17 protein-coding genes and 1 pseudogene are annotated in these 15,937 nt (G+C 65.8%); 7 read left to right on the top strand and 11 right to left on the bottom strand.

Features of this window, described 5'->3' with window-relative positions; all coding sequences use genetic code 11:
- The 3 genes from ACT3T9_RS18490 to ACT3T9_RS18480 all read right to left on the bottom strand — a co-directional run.
- Positions 1-2,387: DNA methyltransferase (locus ACT3T9_RS18490; protein WP_444607258.1), on the bottom strand; the 2,387-nt coding region annotated here is incomplete at its 3' end.
- Between the two features lie 61 nt (positions 2,388-2,448).
- Entirely contained in the window at positions 2,449-3,081 is a 633-nt protein-coding gene (locus tag ACT3T9_RS18485) for a recombinase family protein (protein WP_444607257.1), read from the bottom strand.
- Between the two features lie 239 nt (positions 3,082-3,320).
- Positions 3,321-3,821, bottom strand: a complete 501-nt coding sequence (locus tag ACT3T9_RS18480) for a hypothetical protein (RefSeq protein WP_147271606.1) — start codon at positions 3,819-3,821, stop codon at positions 3,321-3,323.
- 218 nt (positions 3,822-4,039) lie between these two features.
- On the opposite strand from ACT3T9_RS18480, the gene ACT3T9_RS18475 reads away from it, so the two are divergent.
- Positions 4,040-4,330, top strand: coding sequence for a hypothetical protein (locus ACT3T9_RS18475; RefSeq protein ID WP_114328203.1), 291 nt, complete (start codon positions 4,040-4,042; stop codon positions 4,328-4,330).
- A gap of 180 nt (positions 4,331-4,510) precedes the next feature.
- On the opposite strand, the gene ACT3T9_RS18470 is transcribed toward ACT3T9_RS18475, so the two are convergent.
- The 7 genes from ACT3T9_RS18470 to ACT3T9_RS18440 form a co-directional block, all read right to left on the bottom strand.
- Complete coding sequence (locus tag ACT3T9_RS18470; protein WP_114328201.1) at positions 4,511-4,984, bottom strand: hypothetical protein; 474 nt, start codon at positions 4,982-4,984, stop codon at positions 4,511-4,513.
- Positions 4,981-5,550 (bottom strand): thermonuclease family protein, encoded by a 570-nt coding sequence (locus ACT3T9_RS18465; RefSeq protein WP_114328199.1) that lies wholly within the window; start codon positions 5,548-5,550, stop codon positions 4,981-4,983. Before ACT3T9_RS18465 ends, ACT3T9_RS18470 begins: the two co-directional genes overlap by 4 nt.
- Before the next feature lie 142 nt (positions 5,551-5,692).
- Entirely contained in the window at positions 5,693-5,941 is a 249-nt protein-coding gene (locus ACT3T9_RS18460; protein WP_114328197.1) for a toxin-antitoxin system HicB family antitoxin, read from the bottom strand.
- Between the two features lie 2 nt (positions 5,942-5,943).
- Positions 5,944-6,537 (bottom strand): ParA family protein, encoded by a 594-nt coding sequence (locus ACT3T9_RS18455; protein ID WP_181869279.1) that lies wholly within the window; start codon positions 6,535-6,537, stop codon positions 5,944-5,946.
- Positions 6,538-6,679: 142 nt separating this feature from the next.
- A complete protein-coding gene (locus tag ACT3T9_RS18450) occupies positions 6,680-7,306 on the bottom strand; it encodes a CPBP family glutamic-type intramembrane protease (protein WP_444607256.1) in 627 nt (208 codons plus the stop codon).
- A 347-nt stretch (positions 7,307-7,653) separates the two neighbouring features.
- Complete coding sequence (locus tag ACT3T9_RS18445; RefSeq protein WP_147271604.1) at positions 7,654-9,495, bottom strand: hypothetical protein; 1,842 nt, start codon at positions 9,493-9,495, stop codon at positions 7,654-7,656.
- A gap of 167 nt (positions 9,496-9,662) precedes the next feature.
- On the bottom strand, positions 9,663-9,896 hold the full coding sequence (locus tag ACT3T9_RS18440) for a hypothetical protein (protein ID WP_114306458.1): 234 nt from the start codon (positions 9,894-9,896) through the stop codon (positions 9,663-9,665).
- 193 nt (positions 9,897-10,089) lie between these two features.
- On the opposite strand from ACT3T9_RS18440, the gene ACT3T9_RS18435 reads away from it, so the two are divergent.
- Entirely contained in the window at positions 10,090-10,455 is a 366-nt protein-coding gene (locus ACT3T9_RS18435) for a hypothetical protein (protein WP_114328190.1), read from the top strand.
- A gap of 36 nt (positions 10,456-10,491) precedes the next feature.
- On the opposite strand, the gene ACT3T9_RS18430 is transcribed toward ACT3T9_RS18435, so the two are convergent.
- Positions 10,492-10,890, bottom strand: a complete 399-nt coding sequence (locus ACT3T9_RS18430; protein WP_147271602.1) for a hypothetical protein — start codon at positions 10,888-10,890, stop codon at positions 10,492-10,494.
- Between the two features lie 1,213 nt (positions 10,891-12,103).
- On the opposite strand from ACT3T9_RS18430, the pseudogene ACT3T9_RS18425 reads away from it, so the two are divergent.
- The 5 genes and pseudogenes from ACT3T9_RS18425 to ACT3T9_RS18405 form a co-directional block, all read left to right on the top strand.
- Positions 12,104-12,469 (top strand): annotated as a pseudogene (locus tag ACT3T9_RS18425) (transposase); the annotation flags it as partial.
- 16 nt (positions 12,470-12,485) lie between these two features.
- Positions 12,486-13,070: a phospholipase A2 gene (locus ACT3T9_RS18420; RefSeq protein WP_370540849.1), complete on the top strand. Its 585-nt coding sequence runs from the start codon at positions 12,486-12,488 to the stop codon at positions 13,068-13,070.
- A 487-nt stretch (positions 13,071-13,557) separates the two neighbouring features.
- Positions 13,558-13,791, top strand: coding sequence for a hypothetical protein (locus tag ACT3T9_RS18415; protein ID WP_114359129.1), 234 nt, complete (start codon positions 13,558-13,560; stop codon positions 13,789-13,791).
- Between the two features lie 694 nt (positions 13,792-14,485).
- Positions 14,486-14,755, top strand: a complete 270-nt coding sequence (locus tag ACT3T9_RS18410) for a type II toxin-antitoxin system prevent-host-death family antitoxin (protein WP_193107382.1) — start codon at positions 14,486-14,488, stop codon at positions 14,753-14,755.
- Positions 14,742-15,476 carry a hypothetical protein gene (locus ACT3T9_RS18405; protein WP_193107383.1) on the top strand — a complete coding sequence of 245 codons (735 nt, stop codon included), beginning with the start codon at positions 14,742-14,744 and terminating at the stop codon, positions 15,474-15,476. The genes ACT3T9_RS18410 and ACT3T9_RS18405 overlap by 14 nt, the downstream gene beginning before the upstream one ends.
- The last annotated feature ends 461 nt before the right edge of the window (positions 15,477-15,937 follow it).

The raw sequence follows: 15,937 nt of genomic DNA, 5'->3' as shown, positions 1-15,937 counted from the left end.
CCGGGGAAGATGATCAGCTTGTTGCCTGCGATGACGTCAGCATCGTAGAACCGCCCGGGGATCCAGACCCGGTTCTCTGAGGACACTTCAGGAAGCGCGAAGTACCGCTCGGCGGGTTGGCGGTCTTGGGTGAAGAGTCGCGGCTGGTCGGCGAAGGCTCGCACCGACGCGGTAGCGGACTGGCGTCGCGCTTCTGAGACCGCCTCGAGGCGCTGGCGCAGCAGCTGCGATGACCGGATGTCCGCAGGGTCTGCATCCTTGAGCCACAGACACCAGCGCCGGGGCTCGTCGTTGAGCATGTCTTTGCCCTGCACGAAGCGCCGCAAGTACTTCTGCGCAGCCGCGTCCGCTCGCACCTCGGCAACCTCCTCTTCGGCGACGATGAGATTGAGTCCGTCGGTGGGTTGGCTGCCCTTGTGGGCCATCGGCATCTCGTCGACGAGTGGCCGACGAAGCTTCTTGGGTACGAAGTCACCGGCATCGCTCAGGTGAAAGGTCAGCCGCTTAGGGATGGATTCGACGGGTGCCGAGGTCACGGTCTTGTAGGTGTACAGCCGGCGGCGCTTGTTGCGGCGGGTCAAGGGCGAGAAGCCGACGATCACGCAGTGGACTGCGGCCGCTTCTGGGGCCTCCGATGTCCACTTGAAGGTCTGGTGCGCGAAGTCGACCTCAAACCCATTGCGGACGAGCAGCGGCCCCATGGTGCGGGCCTGCTCGCCCTGGACGAGCGAGTTCGTCGAGACGAAAGCAGCGCGCCCACTGCGAGTGTGCCGAAGGTAGTCGATGGTCTTCGCGTACCAGGACGCCACGTAGTCGAGTCGTCCGGTGCGCAGCCCCTCGCTGTCGATCTTGGAGAAGACGAGGCTGCGATCGCTCTGCTGGTCGAGGCTCATCCGGCTCATGCCGATGAAGGGTGGGTTGCCGACGATGATGGTGTCGTTACTAGCGGGCATCACCGTGGCCCAGTCAGTGCGTAGAGCGTTGGCTACATGGACGCTCTCAATGCGATCCAGTGGCAGTGGATCAGGTGCCTGCCCGAGCGCGAGCTCCATAGCCTGGTTCGCCTGATGGTCAGCCAGGTGTAGCGCAGTGGAAGCAATGCGGGCCGGCCACTCCTCGATCTCGATCCCTGCCAGGTGATCCAGCGTGATCGGGAGGTCTTCTTTGAGGAAGAACGCGGTGGGTGACTGCCAGCTGGTATCCCCCAGCAACTGGAGGCGCTTGAGGATCACGAGGTCGAGTTTGCGCAGCTCGCGGTAGGCGACGACGAGGAAGTTGCCGCACCCGCAGGCAGGGTCCATGATCCGCAGCTTGGACAGGTCCGTCCGTAGCCGCTTCAGGCTCTTGGCGTCATGGGCGGCAGCGAGCCGATCGCGGAGCTCGTCCAGGAACAGCGGTTCGATGGTCTTGAGAATGTTGGTCTCGGTCGTGTAGTGCTCTCCCAGCTCACGGCGAGCCTTGGCGGACTTCACAGCCTGGAAGAGCGACCCGAAGATCGCCGGAGAGATGTCGGACCAGTTGAACGCGCACGCCTGGATGAGGAGGCGGCGCATGGCGCTGTCGAAGGAGGGGATCGCGGCGGGTTCGGCGAAGATGCCGCCGTTGACGTAGGGGAAGCGGGCGATGATCTCGTCGATGTTCTTCTGACGTCGGTCGGCGGGCCGGTTCATCGCCTGGAACAAGAAGGCGAGTTGGGGACCGAGGTCGGTCCCGTCTTCGGCGGTGCGTTGCTCGAGGAACTCGTAGAACAGATCGCGCTCCCACACCCCAGAGTCGTCCGCGTACAGGCAGAACAGGACGCGGACCAGGAACACGGAAGCGTCGTGGTCGTCGTAGCCGGAGGAGCTCAGGGCCTCGTAGAGGTCCGCCATGATGTTCGCAGCCTTGATGGAGGCTGCTTCCTGCTGCTGATCGCCGAAAGCTCGGGTCTGGTAGCCGGCCAGGAACGCGAGAGCCTCCACGTTCCTGGGGAGGTGCTCGAGGGTGAAGGTCTCAGTGTCGGCGCCGCCCTCGGCCTTGAGGTCTAAGACGCGGAAGGAATGGAAGTCGCTGGTGATGATCCATCGCGGGGCCTCCACATCGGGGAGGTCGTCCACGTAGTCGAGGGCTTGACGCTCCGCGACCGCGAGGTCTTTGCCGGCCGACTTCATCTCGATCAGGCACAGGCCCGGGACCAGTGCGTCGATGTAGCCCTGGTGGCCGGTGGAGGATCGCTTGGCTCGCTTCTCGTACAGCGCGGCCTTCGTCGCGGTGATGCCGAATGTCCGCAGCAGGTCTCCCACAAAGGACTGGGCCTGCTGCCGCTCGTCGCCAGGCTCGTCACGCCAGTCCACGACGAATTGCGCAGCGCGCCGGCGAATCTCGTTGAGCGACAGTGCCTTCGCCATGGATCTCCCTCGTGTGGTGACGTGCACTGAGACTACTAAAAGGTCACAGCCAAGACGGCCTCTAGCCGAGGGGCAGTGCCGGGTGCGCGAGGTAGCGATACAGCGTGGATCGGCTGATGCCGTGCTCACGGGCGATTTGGGCTTTGGGTGTGCCGGCGAGGGCGGCGTTGCGGACGGAGCGGATCTGGTCACTCTCGAGACTGCGGGGCCGGCCCTTGTAGGCGCCGCGCTTCTTCGCGGCGGCGATGCCCTCGGTCTGGCGCTGGCGGATGAGCTCGCGCTCGAACTGGGCGAAGGCGCCCATCATGTTCAGCTGGAACGCGGCCATCGGGTCTGAGTGTCCGGGCTCGAAGGCGAGCCGCTCCTTGAGGAACTCGATGCTCGCGCCCTTCCGGGGGTGCTGCTCGGTGTGCTCGGCAGGGTCGCCGGTGATCTGCTGGACGATGTCGTTGAGGTCGATGACCGAGCGGGCGAGACGGTCCATGGACGCGACGACGACGTGGTCGCCGCGGCGGACGTGCCGGATGAGCGCCTGCAGCTGCGGACGGTCCGTCACGCTCTTGCCGGACTGCTTCTCGGTGAAGGTCTGGTCGCACTCCCCCACCGCCTCGAGCTGCCGGGCGAGGTTCTGGCCGGCCGATGACACCCGGAGGTACGCGACGCGCTGCCCCGGGGACCGATGTGCTCCATTCATGTCTAAGACCCTACCCGAGACATGTGTCAAAACACGGGAATGGACCTTGTGGAACAGGGACAATGTCTCGGCGGCGTGTGTCGCGTTTGGGTATACCCCAAAGCGACAGTCGTTAACGCCAGATCAGATGTAACCTTTCGTTGCGGCAGCCCCTGACGCCAGTTTCACACGCTGCACCACAAGTCCTGCAGCAATTCGGAACGCACCTCGTGACGCTGCGCGTGGCACCTCTCTGCGCGTCAGCCCCTTGGCGCCCTTGGCGTCCGTACTGCTCGGGCGATCGAGAGTCCCGCCAGCGCCAGAATCGACAGCGTGCTAGCAGCGTGCAGGATGCTCGCCCAGGGGGCATGGTCCGCGCCGCCGACCATAAAGGTGTCGGCCAGTGTCATTCCGGCCGGGAAGGACGCTACTAAGTAGCCGGGAGAGCCCAGCGATAGCAGTCCCAGCATGATCATCAATACGGTTCCGGCGTGGAGTCGGCCGCGCACACCGAGGGCCGCCACGATCAACGCGATCACAGGCCCGATCGCGAGTGCCACACTCATCAGGCCCCAGCCCATTGTGTCTGCGGAGTCCCTCTGCACGACGGCGGCGTGGATCTCTTGCAGGGTATATCCGGGCATCGTGGCGAGCGGGTTGAGTACCTGGATCTGGACTGCTGCGAAAACCGCATATGCCAGCACGGCTGCTGCCCCGATCGGCCCGATCAAACGGCCGGCGAGCGATGGAGGAGGGGTCATGCGGAAAGTATGACGCCAATGGCCGTAGCCCTTATGGAGGTTCTGTATCGAAGACGGGGAGCTCCAGGGTGAGTGTGGTGTGGGTGGCCCGCGTTCTGTGCAGAGGGGGCGTAGCGATCTTCTCGCGTGCAGCGCCACCCGCCCCATCGAGACGCTCCTCGGCGGCATCTGCTGACGTGTGCGTCTGGGTGGCCGCTAGCCTGGGGCGGGGAGGCCTGATGAAGCACCGATTGATCGACGAGCGAGACACTGTCGCCGAGGATGAGGCGACCCAGTTCCGAGTCGCCTTCGCGCACCCGGGTAACTACGTACAGATGCACGACGTCGAGAGTGACGACGTGCGTGATGTGCTGCGGTGGGCGGAAGAGTTCAACAAGTCCTCGGAGACCCCCGAAGGAACGCAGTACTTCGTCGCATTCCGCAGCGCGCACCCAGTCGAGTTCCCTGGCGACAAGCCCGGCACGGATATTGTCTGGCTCACCCCACCACCCGAGAGCATCTTCGATTGAGCAGCGCTCGCATCGGGGAGTATTCCGGAGCCTCCTGGCCTCGATGAAACATCGAGGCGAGCGCCTGCGCGTGGATGTGTCCGCCGAGGTACGAAGTGGAGGCGAAGGCTCGCGAGAGAATCCATGCGGCGCGAGGGATGTCGCGCAACCGCGCCGGCCGCGGCGCAGGCAGCGTTGACACTAGCCGCGCTCCTTCAGTCTCTCCTCGAACTGACGGATGTCCTCGAGGTGAAGCGTGAGCTGGCGCGTGCGACGCTCCGCTGCGCGAAGGTTGTGCTCTGATTCCGTCAGGTTGTCCGCGACGCAGACGCGGAGAGCTCGCGTCGCTTTACGCAGGTCCGCCAACTCCGCTTCGTCGGAGGGGAGACCGTCCTTGTACTCCTTGAGGTGGCGGCCGAATGCGGCTGCCTGCTGGCGCAGACGCAGTTCCCCATCGCTGACACCGGGGACAAGGAGCGCATACCCCATGAGTCCCAGCACCAGGAGGATCGCGACGGCTGCGACGATGAGGGCTGCGAGGCCTTGCGGGGGTCCGGTCACGTAGGCACCGAACACGGCGCCTACAAAACCGGATCCGACTGTGGTGACAAGGGTCGTGAAGTACATGCGGACGGCAAGCGCTGTTGTACGAACCAGTTTCCCGAACGCTCTCATCGGCTTCCTTTGCTTGCAGTGAAGTCGGGGCAAGTTTCCCAGGAGCCACCTTGGGCCTCTTGGGCTTCATTGGTGGCGGCTTCATAGTCGTCCCAGCGGTCCGGGCGCGGGGCGCTGGCAGGTTTCCACGCGTAGGCGTAGCCGTCTGCGATGAGCTGCGCACCCACGTCGGTGCTGTCGTTGGGGGTCTCGACGTAGCGCAGGAGCCGGCCGTATCGGTCCTCGTCGTCAGAGCGGGAGTCTCCGATGAGCTCGACCTCGGTGCCCTTCGGGAGCAGCTTCTCGAGCTGCTTGGACGCTTCGTCTCCCCCGCACTGCGCCGACTGGCCTTGGTGTGCGACCTCGGGGGTGTTGATGCCGAGCACGCGAACCCGCTGCGGCTTTCCTCCCCCGCTCCCGGTGACGTCGATCGTGTCTCCGTCGATCACTCGGTCGGGACTGATGCGCGGGTAGGTGTGCCACGTGGATCCCCCAGGCCGGTTACAGAGACTCAGGTCACTGTACCGACGGGGCTTGATCCAGCGCGGTGCGCTGTCACAGTTCGGCAGGCGGGGCGTGCGGTCCATGAGGAAGCCTCCTCCGAAGAGACGGTGCCAGTTTGCTGGTTTGCCAGCACGTCAGCTTTGGGCGGTGAGGGGTTCAGTCGGTGGCGCTGATGCGAATCGGTTGCGGCCGCATGTTCCCCAAGCATGCTGGCATGCTGGGTTGTCAGCGTGCCGGGTTGTTGGCGAGCTTCTGGTTGATGGCGTCCTGGATCCATTCCTGGACGCTGACGTCCTCGGCGAGGGCGGCGGCCTTCACGTCCTTGTGCAGCGACTTCAGGAGGCGGATGGTCAGCTTGCTCATCTCGTCGGCTGCCAGCGAGGACGGGTCGATGAAGGCATCCTTGGCGCTTCCCGTCGAACGGGCGTTGGTCCGGGGGCGGGCGGCGAACCGGTCTGCGGGCTTGGTGGCCATGGTCAGAGCACCTCCAGGAGCTCGGTGGTGAGGTCGTCGAAGCGGAACTTGCTGGGGTCGGGGACGGTGCCGCGCAGTCGCCCGATGGAGACGCTGGCTGGGATGACGGTTTCGAACCGGCCGACCCCTCGCTCATCGAGGAGCGAGGCGAAGTCGGCGGCGTCGTTGGTGCGGCCATCGAAGCGGGACAGGAGCACATACGTGGGGACCTGGGAAGCGGTCACCTCGACGGTGCTCCAGGCGCGGTCGGTGTCCATGAAGCCTGGCGGCGTGGGGACGATGATGAGGTCGGCGACCTTCACGGCTGCGTCCACGACGCTGGGGTCGGTGGGGGGTGTGTCGATGACGGTGAAGTCGGCGGTCTGCTTGTAGCTGCGGAGGCTGGCGTGGTTGGCGGGGCGAACCTCGAACGGCAGGGGGGCGCCGTCCTCGTCAGCGATTCGCGCCCAGTCTGTGGCGGACCCCTGGGTGTCCATGTCGAGCACGGTCACGGTGTGCCCGAGATTGGCGAGCTGGGTCGAGATGAGGAGGGCGGCCGTGGTCTTGCCGACGCCCCCCTTGAGGTTCACGACGGCGACGGTCTTTCGCGGTGTCATCACTTCTCCCCTCGTCGCGAGAGCCAGAGCGGGAGTCCGCCTCCGGCGATGGCCGTCACCGGGGGTCTTGGATCGGTGGGGTGTCGAGTGTCCATGCCTGCAAGCTACTGGCGTGCCGGCGTGCCGGCAAGACGGCATGCCGTCACGCTGGGGTGTCGTCACGCTGGCGTGCTGGCGTGCCAGGTCGTCCTGTGTTCTGTCGTCGGGCGGCGAGGAGCGCGCTGCCGAGCAGGATCGCGAGGAGGAGGCCGGCTGTGGCGCAGAGGGTGAGGACGCCTTGTGATGCGCTGAGGAGGGTGGTGGCTGCGCTGGGGTCCCTCTCGTGAATGACGTAGTAGAGCGAGGCGATGCCGTTGTTCATGGCGTGGGCGAGGAAGAGGGGCCAGATGCGGGCGGTCGCGATGTAGAGCAGTGCGAGGGCGAGCGCCCAGATGAGGTGGCCGGGGATCGCGATCGCGCCGTAGTAGACGTGGAACGCGGTCCGAAGCAGGACGGCGGTGATGAGGATGGTCGGCCAGCGGTGGCCGGCGGCGCGCAGGGCGATCACGGGGATGGCGAGGACGATGATCTCTTCGACGGCGCCGCTGAGCATGCTGTCGTAGACGAAGAAGGCCGCGGCGTCAGGGCTGCTCGGGGGAGTCCAGGGGAAGGAGTTCTGGTCCGGCAGTCCGGGGACCGCTTCCAGTGCGGTGGTGATGACGCCCCGCATCTGGAAGATCAGCGTCGCGAGGAAGAAGGTGGCGACGCTGCCGCGCCAGCCTGCTGGCATGCCGGCACCGATGGTGGATGGAGGGGTGTCGGTGGTCTTGGCGAGGAGCTGCAGTATGGCGAGGCCTGCGAAGGTGAGGGCAAGGGCGGGAACGAGGCTGTTGAAGAGTGTCCACGCGTCCTGGGTGCCGACGGGGCCGGGTGCGGGGTAGAGCGCCAGGATGAGTGCGGCGATGGTGGCTGTGAGCCACGTGGTGCTGTAGAGCCCGCCGACGAGCGCTCATGCGGTGCTACGCGGGACAGCTCCCGGCGTGGTGAGTCGGACGGGTCGCCACAGAGCGCACAGCACTCGGATGCTTCGTCGGCGGCGTGCGAGGTGGGCGCGGTGTCTCCTCGCTTGGGTGGAGGTCATGCGACACCTTCCAGTGTGTGCTGGCGTGCTGGCCTGCTGGCGTTGGGTGGGGGTGGATCGAGGTCGTTGAGGCGCATTTCGTCGAGGAGGGCTCGGATCTCGCGGTCTGCTTCGAGGTCGTCGGCGTGGAGGGCGATGTGGTGGCGCTCGAGGTAGGCCCACCAGATGCGGCGGTGTTCGCGGTAGGCCGCGATCTTGGTGGCGCGGGCGTGGGTGACGCCGAAGCGTTCGGCGAGTCGCTCGAGCTCGCGGTCGTCGCTGGTGAGCCAGTAGCCCTCGTCGGCGTGGCCGTCGATGAGGTTCCAGCCGGTGAGGGTGGCGAGGGCGTCGGTGACGGCGGTGCGAGAGAGGCCGGTGCGGGCCTGGATGGTCGCGGGGGAGGAGCCATGGCCGTGCTCGATGGCTTCGTAGGTGAGGGCTGCGGGCGCGCCGAGGCGTTCAAAGACGGGACGGAGGGCGTGGGCCTTCCCGCGGATCCAGCGCACGGTCTCGGCTGTGGCTGCGTGGCGGTCGGGGATGCGGAGCTCGTAGGCGGCGGCGTCGCGGCCGTGGGCGCGCAGGGTGAGGGTGATCCAGGGGTCGTCCTGGGTGGAGAGCTCGCGGAGGAGTGTGGCGACGGTCTGGATGCTGAGCCCGGTGGCGAGGGAGAGACCGCGGATGCCGGTCGCGGTGAGGGTGGAGCCGATCTCGTGGGACTGCTTGGCGATTGCGCGGAGGAGGAGGCGGCGGGTCCAGCCGTGGGCACCGGGGAATTCTCGGGTCTCCACCTCGTGGAGCAGGCTGCGCCAGGTGCGGATCATGCCGTGGGTGTCACGGACGGAGGGCTCCCCCGTGTGAGAGATGGCGCTTGTGTCAGATGTATGGACGGAGTCCCCCTGCGCTTCGTTCTTGGCTCTGAACAGGGGCTCCATGCGGGTCCAGTCGCCGGCGAAGGAGCGCCAGGGGTGTGGGCGGTGGGCGTGGAGTGCCCAGAGGCCGGGCCAGCGTCCGTCGCTCATGCGCGCGGCGACGTCCTCGCGGCTAAGGCCGGTGGCCATGGCGGACCAGAGGACGGCCCAGCGGGCTTCTGAGGGGCTGTCGTAGCCGTAGGCCGCCCAGTCGCCCTCGAGGGCGAGGGAGAGGTACTTCTGGCCCATGACGCGGCCGGCGCCGGCTTCGTAGACGACGGGGGTGCTGTGGGGCTCGGCCGCGGCGGTCGCGGCGCGCTTGGCCTGCACGAGGCGGATCTCGTCGCGGAACGTGAGGCGGAGCCGGCGGACGGCGCGGGCAGGTGTGCGGAGTCCGTCAACGCGCTCGCGCAGGGAGCGTTCACTGATAGTGAGCTGGCGGTGGCCGCCGAGCTTGTGGACGCTGCCGGGGACGGTGATGCAGCCTCGGGCGATCGACTGGTGGGGGGAGGGGTCGAGCGTCGCCCAGCGCTGGGCCATCGCCTCGACGAGCTCACGCGCTTCGAGGAAGGCCAGCGGCTGCTCGAGAAGGACGTAGACGTGGGAGCCACCGTGAGCGTGGTCCGTGAGGAACCAGGCACCGGCCTGGTCGAGCATCGCCTCGGTCTGGAAGACGTCGTACGCGACGTCGGCGATCTGCTCGGTAGTGCGGTCCTTCGCATCGAAGTCGAGAGCGAGAACGTTGCACTGTCCGGCGTCGCTGTAGAGGCGGACAGCGGCCGGCTTGGACGGCAGATCAGTGGTGAGGGCTTGCTCGGTCCTCGCGGGGTAGCTGACGCGGTTCTCACGCTGGGGCTTACCCAGGCGCATGCGGGGCTGGCCAGCGATCACGGACGCGGTGAGCGACCAAGAGGCCTCGGGGGAGAGGGCCGTATAGGGGGGGGTAGACACGCCAGGCTCACCGTACTTGCCTACGGCGGCGCGCCCCCCGTACTCTGGGGGTACCAAGTAGAGATACCTCCTTTCATCTCACCTCGGGGATCACCAGCGCCAACTGGCCCCCAAGACTTCTTTCACCACCCCCGGACCTGCGCCAACAGGTTGCGGGGGTGAAGTCTTTATGCGGTCTTTCGATCTATCTCCAGGCTCTCTTGAGCTGCGCCTAGGCGCGCCTTCTCCAAGTCCAGACTGGCGATCCACGGCACGAGCTGGGCAGCGGTAAGGTCCGTCACTGACTCTCCAACCAGCTCCGCATACTCGTACAGCTTGTCGCGGCTGGTGGTCGGGATGCGGGTCTTGATATCCGCACGGTCGCCCTTGCTCGGACGACCTCCACTTCGCTTCTGTGCCATGCGGATCACGTTACACGGAGACCAACGTTCCTGGAACAGAACCAGGCGGCGTGTCGCGCCCTGCAAAGCAGGGAACGCCCTATACACATCCTTCCGGTCCACCCAGCAGGCAAGCCAGATCAGCTACGCCGGTCCGCTGCAGCCCTGCTGCCGAGTGGTGCTGCATGCTGGAGGTATCTGTCACGGAAGGGCGGTGTCCATGTTGGCATTCACGGGGTACACGACGGACCCGGAGACGGGGGAGCGGCTGCCTCCGATCGGCACGCTCTTGGATGTCCGGGGGCTCGATGCCCTGGTCGAGGGCGGCATCCTCGAGCAGACGAACTGGAGCGGTTACCCCCTGACGTATGTGGGGCCGGCGCAGGCAATCGCGGAGTGGCTCGAGCAGCTCCCGCCGCATCTCTTCCGAGTTCGCGGCATTGGAGCGGAGCGTACTCAGGAGCATCCACAGGGGATCCGTCTAGTAGATGGGGAGGAGGCTCAGCGCCTCGCCGTCGAGGGGCTGCGAGGCCTGGATCCCGAACGACGAATCCAGGTCGATCTCTGGGATCAGAGCTGAACTCTGCCGGTCGACCACGTCACCGACCATGGCGCTTCAGCTGCCGTACGGGGAGGGCTTCGGTGTGGTGCCGGTGACCGCCGTGATGGCCTCGAGCAGTGGGGGCGCCTCGGACGCCGCGAGGAAGAGTGCGTGCCCCAGCGCCTGGTCCAGGCTCGTGAAGCCTGGGTCCTGTGTCCAGAGCTCGTCACGTTGGAGACGTTCGATGCGGTCTCTCATCTGACGCGAGAGGCCTGCGATCTGGGCTGAGATCTCGGCTAAGTCGTAGAGCTCGTCGTGCAGCTCTTCATGCGTCATGGGCCGGCCGCGGGCTGCTTGCAGGTCCTCGGGCAGGCCGTCGACCCAGCGCTGTGGCCGGGGCACCGCGACGGGGGCCTGTGGGGTGCGCGAGGCGGCGGGAAGCCGCCCCGCCTGGCGGGCGCGGTAGCGGCGCATCTGTGCGCGCTTGCGGCACTGATCGGAACAGTAGGTACGGCGCCCGGCAGTGAACTGCCCGCCGCACACAGGGCATCTCACGCGGCCTTGTCGACCCATCTCTACCTCCTCGAGCACGCCCGCTAACACCCTACACGGGGGTACTACGTTGTCCCTCCGGGGACGCATTGGTGCCAGAGGTCCGTCGTCCTGTTACTTCTGAGCTTCTGCGTTCTGGGGGCGTGCCTGATGCTGGGGATCGTGTCTCTGCTTGTGGGCGTACTGAGGATGTTTTCGGCGGGATCTATCTCGGGGGTGTTGAGCTGATGCTTCGTGCTCTGTCTGGCTTCTGGTCGGTCCTCTCTGGAGCTCGTGCCGTTGGTCTGGATGGAGTACTCGCGCTGCCGCTTCGGCAGTTCGTGTGGGCAGCTCGGCTGCAGGGCTCATCGCGCAGGGGCCGGGCCTCTGCGGGGCGTCGTTTAGCAACTGGTCCAGATGTGCCAGTTGCTAAGCAGGCAGGTTCAGTGCTGGCTCGGACGGTCCCGAGCCCTAACGGAAGCTCTGCACGAGGCCGTCCGGCGCCGCAAGGCGTACCGCCGCGACGGAGACAGGCCTGGAGCTGACCTGACGAATGCTCGGCTCCAGCCTGGATCGATCAGCGAGGTGGAGACGCGGTCGCGCTTCAGAGGCAGCTGACGCGATCTGCGCTGGAACGTCTTGCCACCGGATGATTCATGCTCGGTTCAGTGACGCGGCGGTGATGAAGATTCCGCGCTCACGGAACGCGCGAGGGCTCTGCTGCTGCGCCTCGTCTCGGAAGATCGCCGGCACGTCCGAGAACCATGGTGGCGTCACCCGCGCCCCCGCGCCGAGTCCCTCACCCACTCCGGGGCAGTCCACCCATCACGCCCTGAGAGGTGGTCCGCGAGTGCCGCGAAAGCCGCGTTGATCTCGTGCCACCCAGTCGGTTCAGGCTCGCGCGCAAAGACCATCGTCCCAAGATCCAGCCCCCTGCGTCGGATGGCCGAGGTGTAGTCATCGAGGGACTGGAGGATCCCGAAGCGTCAGCACGCATCGAGGGAGTCGCCCTCCAAGAGGAGGAATGATCAGAACCTGTGGATGACTCCCGGCGAGGGGGCGTGCAAGGGGCGCACCTTCCCGAGGATGATCTTCTAGACGAAGCAGTTCTGATCAAGGACCGGCGTTGGCTCGCTGGTTCGGGAAGGTACGCCCGATGCTCAAGATAGTCCCCGACTCCGACGAGGCCAATCAGAACGGGGCGAATCCGTCCGGCGAGTCGGTGCTCGACGCGCTTGCCCGTGACGGGGCGCGGCAGATGCTCGCGGCGGCGCTGCAGGCCGAGGTCGCCGCCTACGTCGATGCCGCGGCCGACGAGGTCGACGCCGACGGCCACCGGCTGGTGGTCCGCAACGGTCACCACGAACCGCGCGAGGTGACCACCGCGGCGGGCGCGGTGCCGGTCCGTGCTCCGCGGGTCAACGACAAGCGCACCGACGAGGCCGGGGAGCGACGTCGGTTCGCCTCGGCGATCCTGCCCGCCTGGGCCCGCAAGTCGCCGCAGGTGGCGGAGGTGAAGCCTAACGTGAGGAGGGGTGATGGATATAGCGGTCCGAACAAGATTGTCTTTGAGTGTGCTAGCGTGGTTAACGATTATCGTATTGATGTTGGCGCTAGCGCCATCGCGGGCTGACGCGGAAACTACCGAGCACAGTTATACGCGCGACGGACTGACAGCAACCTGGAACTCAAGCGATTTTTCGGATCTAACTGTTACGGACACCCCCGCTACGGCCGAGTCCTCTGCCAGCAGTAAAGATAGCTACGTTGGTAATGCAATTATCGATGCATGGGAGTATTCTACATCTGCGCTTCAAGGTAGCGACCACAAGATAACCCCCTACGCACCCCCTAATGGGTGCAGCTATTCGCCGGACAGTTGGGGGGCAGCGAATTTTCGGCCCACATGTGATTCGCGCGATATTTGTTACTCGAGCACCTCGGACCTTTCTCGTAAGCTTTGTGACCAGCGACTTCGTTATGGCCTTAGGGCCGCCTGTGATGCCGCATACCCGGACGGGAATCAGCAAGAGACGGCATGTTTGGGGGCAGCCAACACCTATTATCGCGCCGTACGCATATTTGGTAGAAGTCACTACGAGGGTACTGGAGACCCTGCTTGAATGGGGTGGGCATGAAGGCTGCGACCAACGCTGGTTTGGTAATTCTTATTTTCGGGCTCGTCCTGGCACTCGTATCATGCCTTTTCAATATGGTCACATCGGCCGACGGTGGCGGAGCCAACATAGGCGCGGGTATAGGCTTCATTCTGGGTCTCGCGTTAACTGTGGTTGGAGTGCTTTGCATTGGTGGTAGCGCAATTGCTTCCAAGGCGAGGCGGAAATAAGTGCTACCTCGTGCCTTCTCGTGATCGTCGGCGCACCATGCGGAGTCGCCCCTATCTCTGGATTTACTCTGAGGCAACCGCGCGGGTGTTTCGGAAAGAAGAAGTAATTGGTTCATGAGCACTCCAGCAACTTCAAAGAGCTCCTCTAGCGTGAAGGCTATAATGCCGGCTGGCAACCATGGGGGCGAATCGACGTCGCGGAGGCCCCGCAACGCGGGCGAGGGCTGACAGAAGCGGTTAGCACTACCGAGGACAATCTGCAGATGGCGAGCGCCCTGCTGCTGTGGCGCAGGGCGCTGGCGCGGCATCACCCGGGCAGGCTCTTCACGGCCATGACAGTGGCACTCGGCGCCAACCGTCTCGCGGAGGTCTCCTCTCTGCGGGCCGGGATTGAGGCGTATAACCCGGTCGGCTCCGACACGACGCGCTCCCGACCGCTGACAGTGCTGGCAGGCGATGTGGATGCAGCGAAGGGGCCGATCGGTGCGGCCCGTTAAGCTGCGCGGACGACGGTTTTGTGCCTGGCTGGGAAGCGTGCGACGAGAGCGGCCCATCGACCGTCGATCTGGATGCGACGCTGGTGACCGCGATCTGTAGGAAGCACGAGCAGATGAAGAGCCTGCTGTTGCTCCGGTAGCTGAGCCCCAATCCACAGGTCTTGACAATTCCTCCTCCAAGAGCATCCGGGCGCACTCCCGCGCGTTACTCCGAGCCGTGTGACGCAGAGGGCCGTCACTCGAAAGAGCGCGCCAATCCACCCCGGGAGCAGACTGAGCCTTTTCGATCAGCTCCCGAACCGAGAGCACCCTGCCTCCGAAGCGCACCGCATCCACTCCCTTCCGGTGCCACTCGCCATCAGCTCGACCGTATCCACCAGCCCACACCCCTCAGACAGAGCTGGTCGGGCAGTCATGTGAGAGCTCCGCATGCATCAGACCTGGTCAGGCTGCGCAGATTTACCCTCAAGCCGGGCACTCCGTACGCATCACCCCAGGTCAGGATGCGCTGATTTACCCTCACGCCAGCCTCTCCAACTGCGTCACCGCAGGTCAGGCCGCGCTGATGTGGTCTCAGTGCTCGCTGGGTGAGGACCCTGACCCCGACTACTGGGGTGCTAGCGCCGTTGCATCAACGGTCGAGCACGAGAACAAAGTTCGAACTTCCGGGGCTCACTCTGCTAGAGTTGGCGGCATGACTACCCCTCTGCGCATGCCTGCCACGGTCGCGACGAAGAAGGGTGCTGGGTTCTTGGCAGAGAAGGCTGCTGAGCGCACTGTCGTCCTGACCAATCACGGCAAGCCGACCGCGGTCGTGATGAGTCCTGAGCACTTCGACGAGCTGGAGAGGTCTTTGCGGCACGCCGCGGACCGTCTCGTCCAGGGAGTTACCGACCTGGTCGCTGAGAGGTCTGAGTTCTCTCGCGTGGACGAGGTGCGCGAGCGGCTGCATGCGCGCCGGTGAACACTTCCCGGATGATCAGGCTGAGCTGGTGCTATCTAGCCACGTGGAGGAGTGGATCGCGGAGCATGTCGAGCAGTCGCAGTGGGACGAGGTGCTCGATGACCTCACTGCTCTCTTCGCGAAGCCCTGGGGGAAGCATCCGCTGTCCAACGCCCTCGCGGGACTGAACACGGCCTCGACGCTGCGCGGGGATCACCGGATCGTCTTTCGCTCCACCATCTCCCCGGAGGGCACGGGACTGATCGAGGTCGTCGCGATCGGGCCGCGCAGCAACAACCGCGTCTACGACGCCGTGAACGCGCTCGTGGCCAGCGGAACGCTCGACCAGGACGTCGTCCAGAGCATCTGGGACATGCTCGAGGTATACGAGGCGACCGCGCAGAAGCACGGCTTGGAACTGTGGGACTACCGCCCCGAGCCCCCACCCGCGGGGCTCGTGAAGTCCGTTGTCGCCGTCGGTGCGCTCGACCAGGACGTTGCCGATCTCCTCTCGGCTGATGAGCTGAACGCGGCACTGGCGCACGCCTGGGACCCCGCCAGCGGCGCACTGGACCCCGGACGGGCACTCAGAGCCGCACTGGATCGAGTGGCGGGCAGCTCCGACCCAGAGCGGATCCTGGCCCAGCGCGAGCAACCGCGCTGCAACGCCTTCATGCCCCGCGCCAAAGCGCCATGCATCCGCCGCCGCCACCACCCCGGCGCCCACCGCGCCGCCCCCTAACTCCTCTCCCCGCGCCCCGACGGCTCTCCGGCGCCTTCTGCGAGCGGCGGGGACATCACAGGAGGGGGCAGCTCGGCCGCCCCCTCCTGTGCACTCATCGCCGGTGCCGTCCGCCTCGGTCCCGACGACCCCTACCCCGCTCAGTCTCGAGCAGCCGCAGCACAGCCGCGCCGAGGTTGAGCATCGCCGTCACCAGTGCCACCACCATGACCAGCGCCTCTGCGATCGCCCGACCACCTCCTCCCGCCGCGTGGGTACGCCACCCTAGCGCCGGACAACCACGCCCGAGCGGCCGCCTAACCCCTCTATACCCCTGCAGTTTCGACCATGACCAGGACGCTCATCCCACTCCCTCGCGGGACCACAGACCTGGTCCGGGCTGGAACCGCCGGTCGGTCCTCCGAAGTCGGGGACGCTCCTGTCGGGTACGGCTCCCGGCGCGCCCCTCTTCCCTCGGCCTC

Origin of the sequence: Brachybacterium sp. AOP29-B2-41 (assembly GCF_052378395.1) — a bacterium.
Lineage (GTDB): Bacteria > Actinomycetota > Actinomycetes > Actinomycetales > Dermabacteraceae > Brachybacterium.
This window is presented reverse-complemented; position numbering and strand designations above follow the sequence as displayed.

Excerpts from the sequence above, each read along its gene's own strand:
- ACT3T9_RS18485 (WP_444607257.1), bottom strand. The coding sequence starts at position 3,081 with ATGAATGGAGCACATCGGTCCCCGGGGCAGCGCGTCGCGTACCTCCGG.
- ACT3T9_RS18480 (WP_147271606.1), bottom strand. The coding sequence starts at position 3,821 with ATGACCCCTCCTCCATCGCTCGCCGGCCGTTTGATCGGGCCGATCGGG.
- ACT3T9_RS18475 (WP_114328203.1), top strand. The coding sequence starts at position 4,040 with ATGAAGCACCGATTGATCGACGAGCGAGACACTGTCGCCGAGGATGAG.
- ACT3T9_RS18470 (WP_114328201.1), bottom strand. The coding sequence starts at position 4,984 with ATGAGAGCGTTCGGGAAACTGGTTCGTACAACAGCGCTTGCCGTCCGC.
- ACT3T9_RS18465 (WP_114328199.1), bottom strand. The coding sequence starts at position 5,550 with ATGGACCGCACGCCCCGCCTGCCGAACTGTGACAGCGCACCGCGCTGG.
- ACT3T9_RS18460 (WP_114328197.1), bottom strand. The coding sequence starts at position 5,941 with ATGGCCACCAAGCCCGCAGACCGGTTCGCCGCCCGCCCCCGGACCAAC.
- ACT3T9_RS18455 (WP_181869279.1), bottom strand. The coding sequence starts at position 6,537 with ATGACACCGCGAAAGACCGTCGCCGTCGTGAACCTCAAGGGGGGCGTC.
- ACT3T9_RS18450 (WP_444607256.1), bottom strand. The coding sequence starts at position 7,306 with ATGCCAGCAGGCTGGCGCGGCAGCGTCGCCACCTTCTTCCTCGCGACG.
- ACT3T9_RS18440 (WP_114306458.1), bottom strand. The coding sequence starts at position 9,896 with ATGGCACAGAAGCGAAGTGGAGGTCGTCCGAGCAAGGGCGACCGTGCG.
- ACT3T9_RS18430 (WP_147271602.1), bottom strand. The coding sequence starts at position 10,890 with ATGCGCCGCTACCGCGCCCGCCAGGCGGGGCGGCTTCCCGCCGCCTCG.
- ACT3T9_RS18420 (WP_370540849.1), top strand. The coding sequence starts at position 12,486 with ATGGATATAGCGGTCCGAACAAGATTGTCTTTGAGTGTGCTAGCGTGG.
- ACT3T9_RS18415 (WP_114359129.1), top strand. The coding sequence starts at position 13,558 with ATGGCGAGCGCCCTGCTGCTGTGGCGCAGGGCGCTGGCGCGGCATCAC.
- ACT3T9_RS18410 (WP_193107382.1), top strand. The coding sequence starts at position 14,486 with ATGACTACCCCTCTGCGCATGCCTGCCACGGTCGCGACGAAGAAGGGT.
- ACT3T9_RS18405 (WP_193107383.1), top strand. The coding sequence starts at position 14,742 with ATGCGCGCCGGTGAACACTTCCCGGATGATCAGGCTGAGCTGGTGCTA.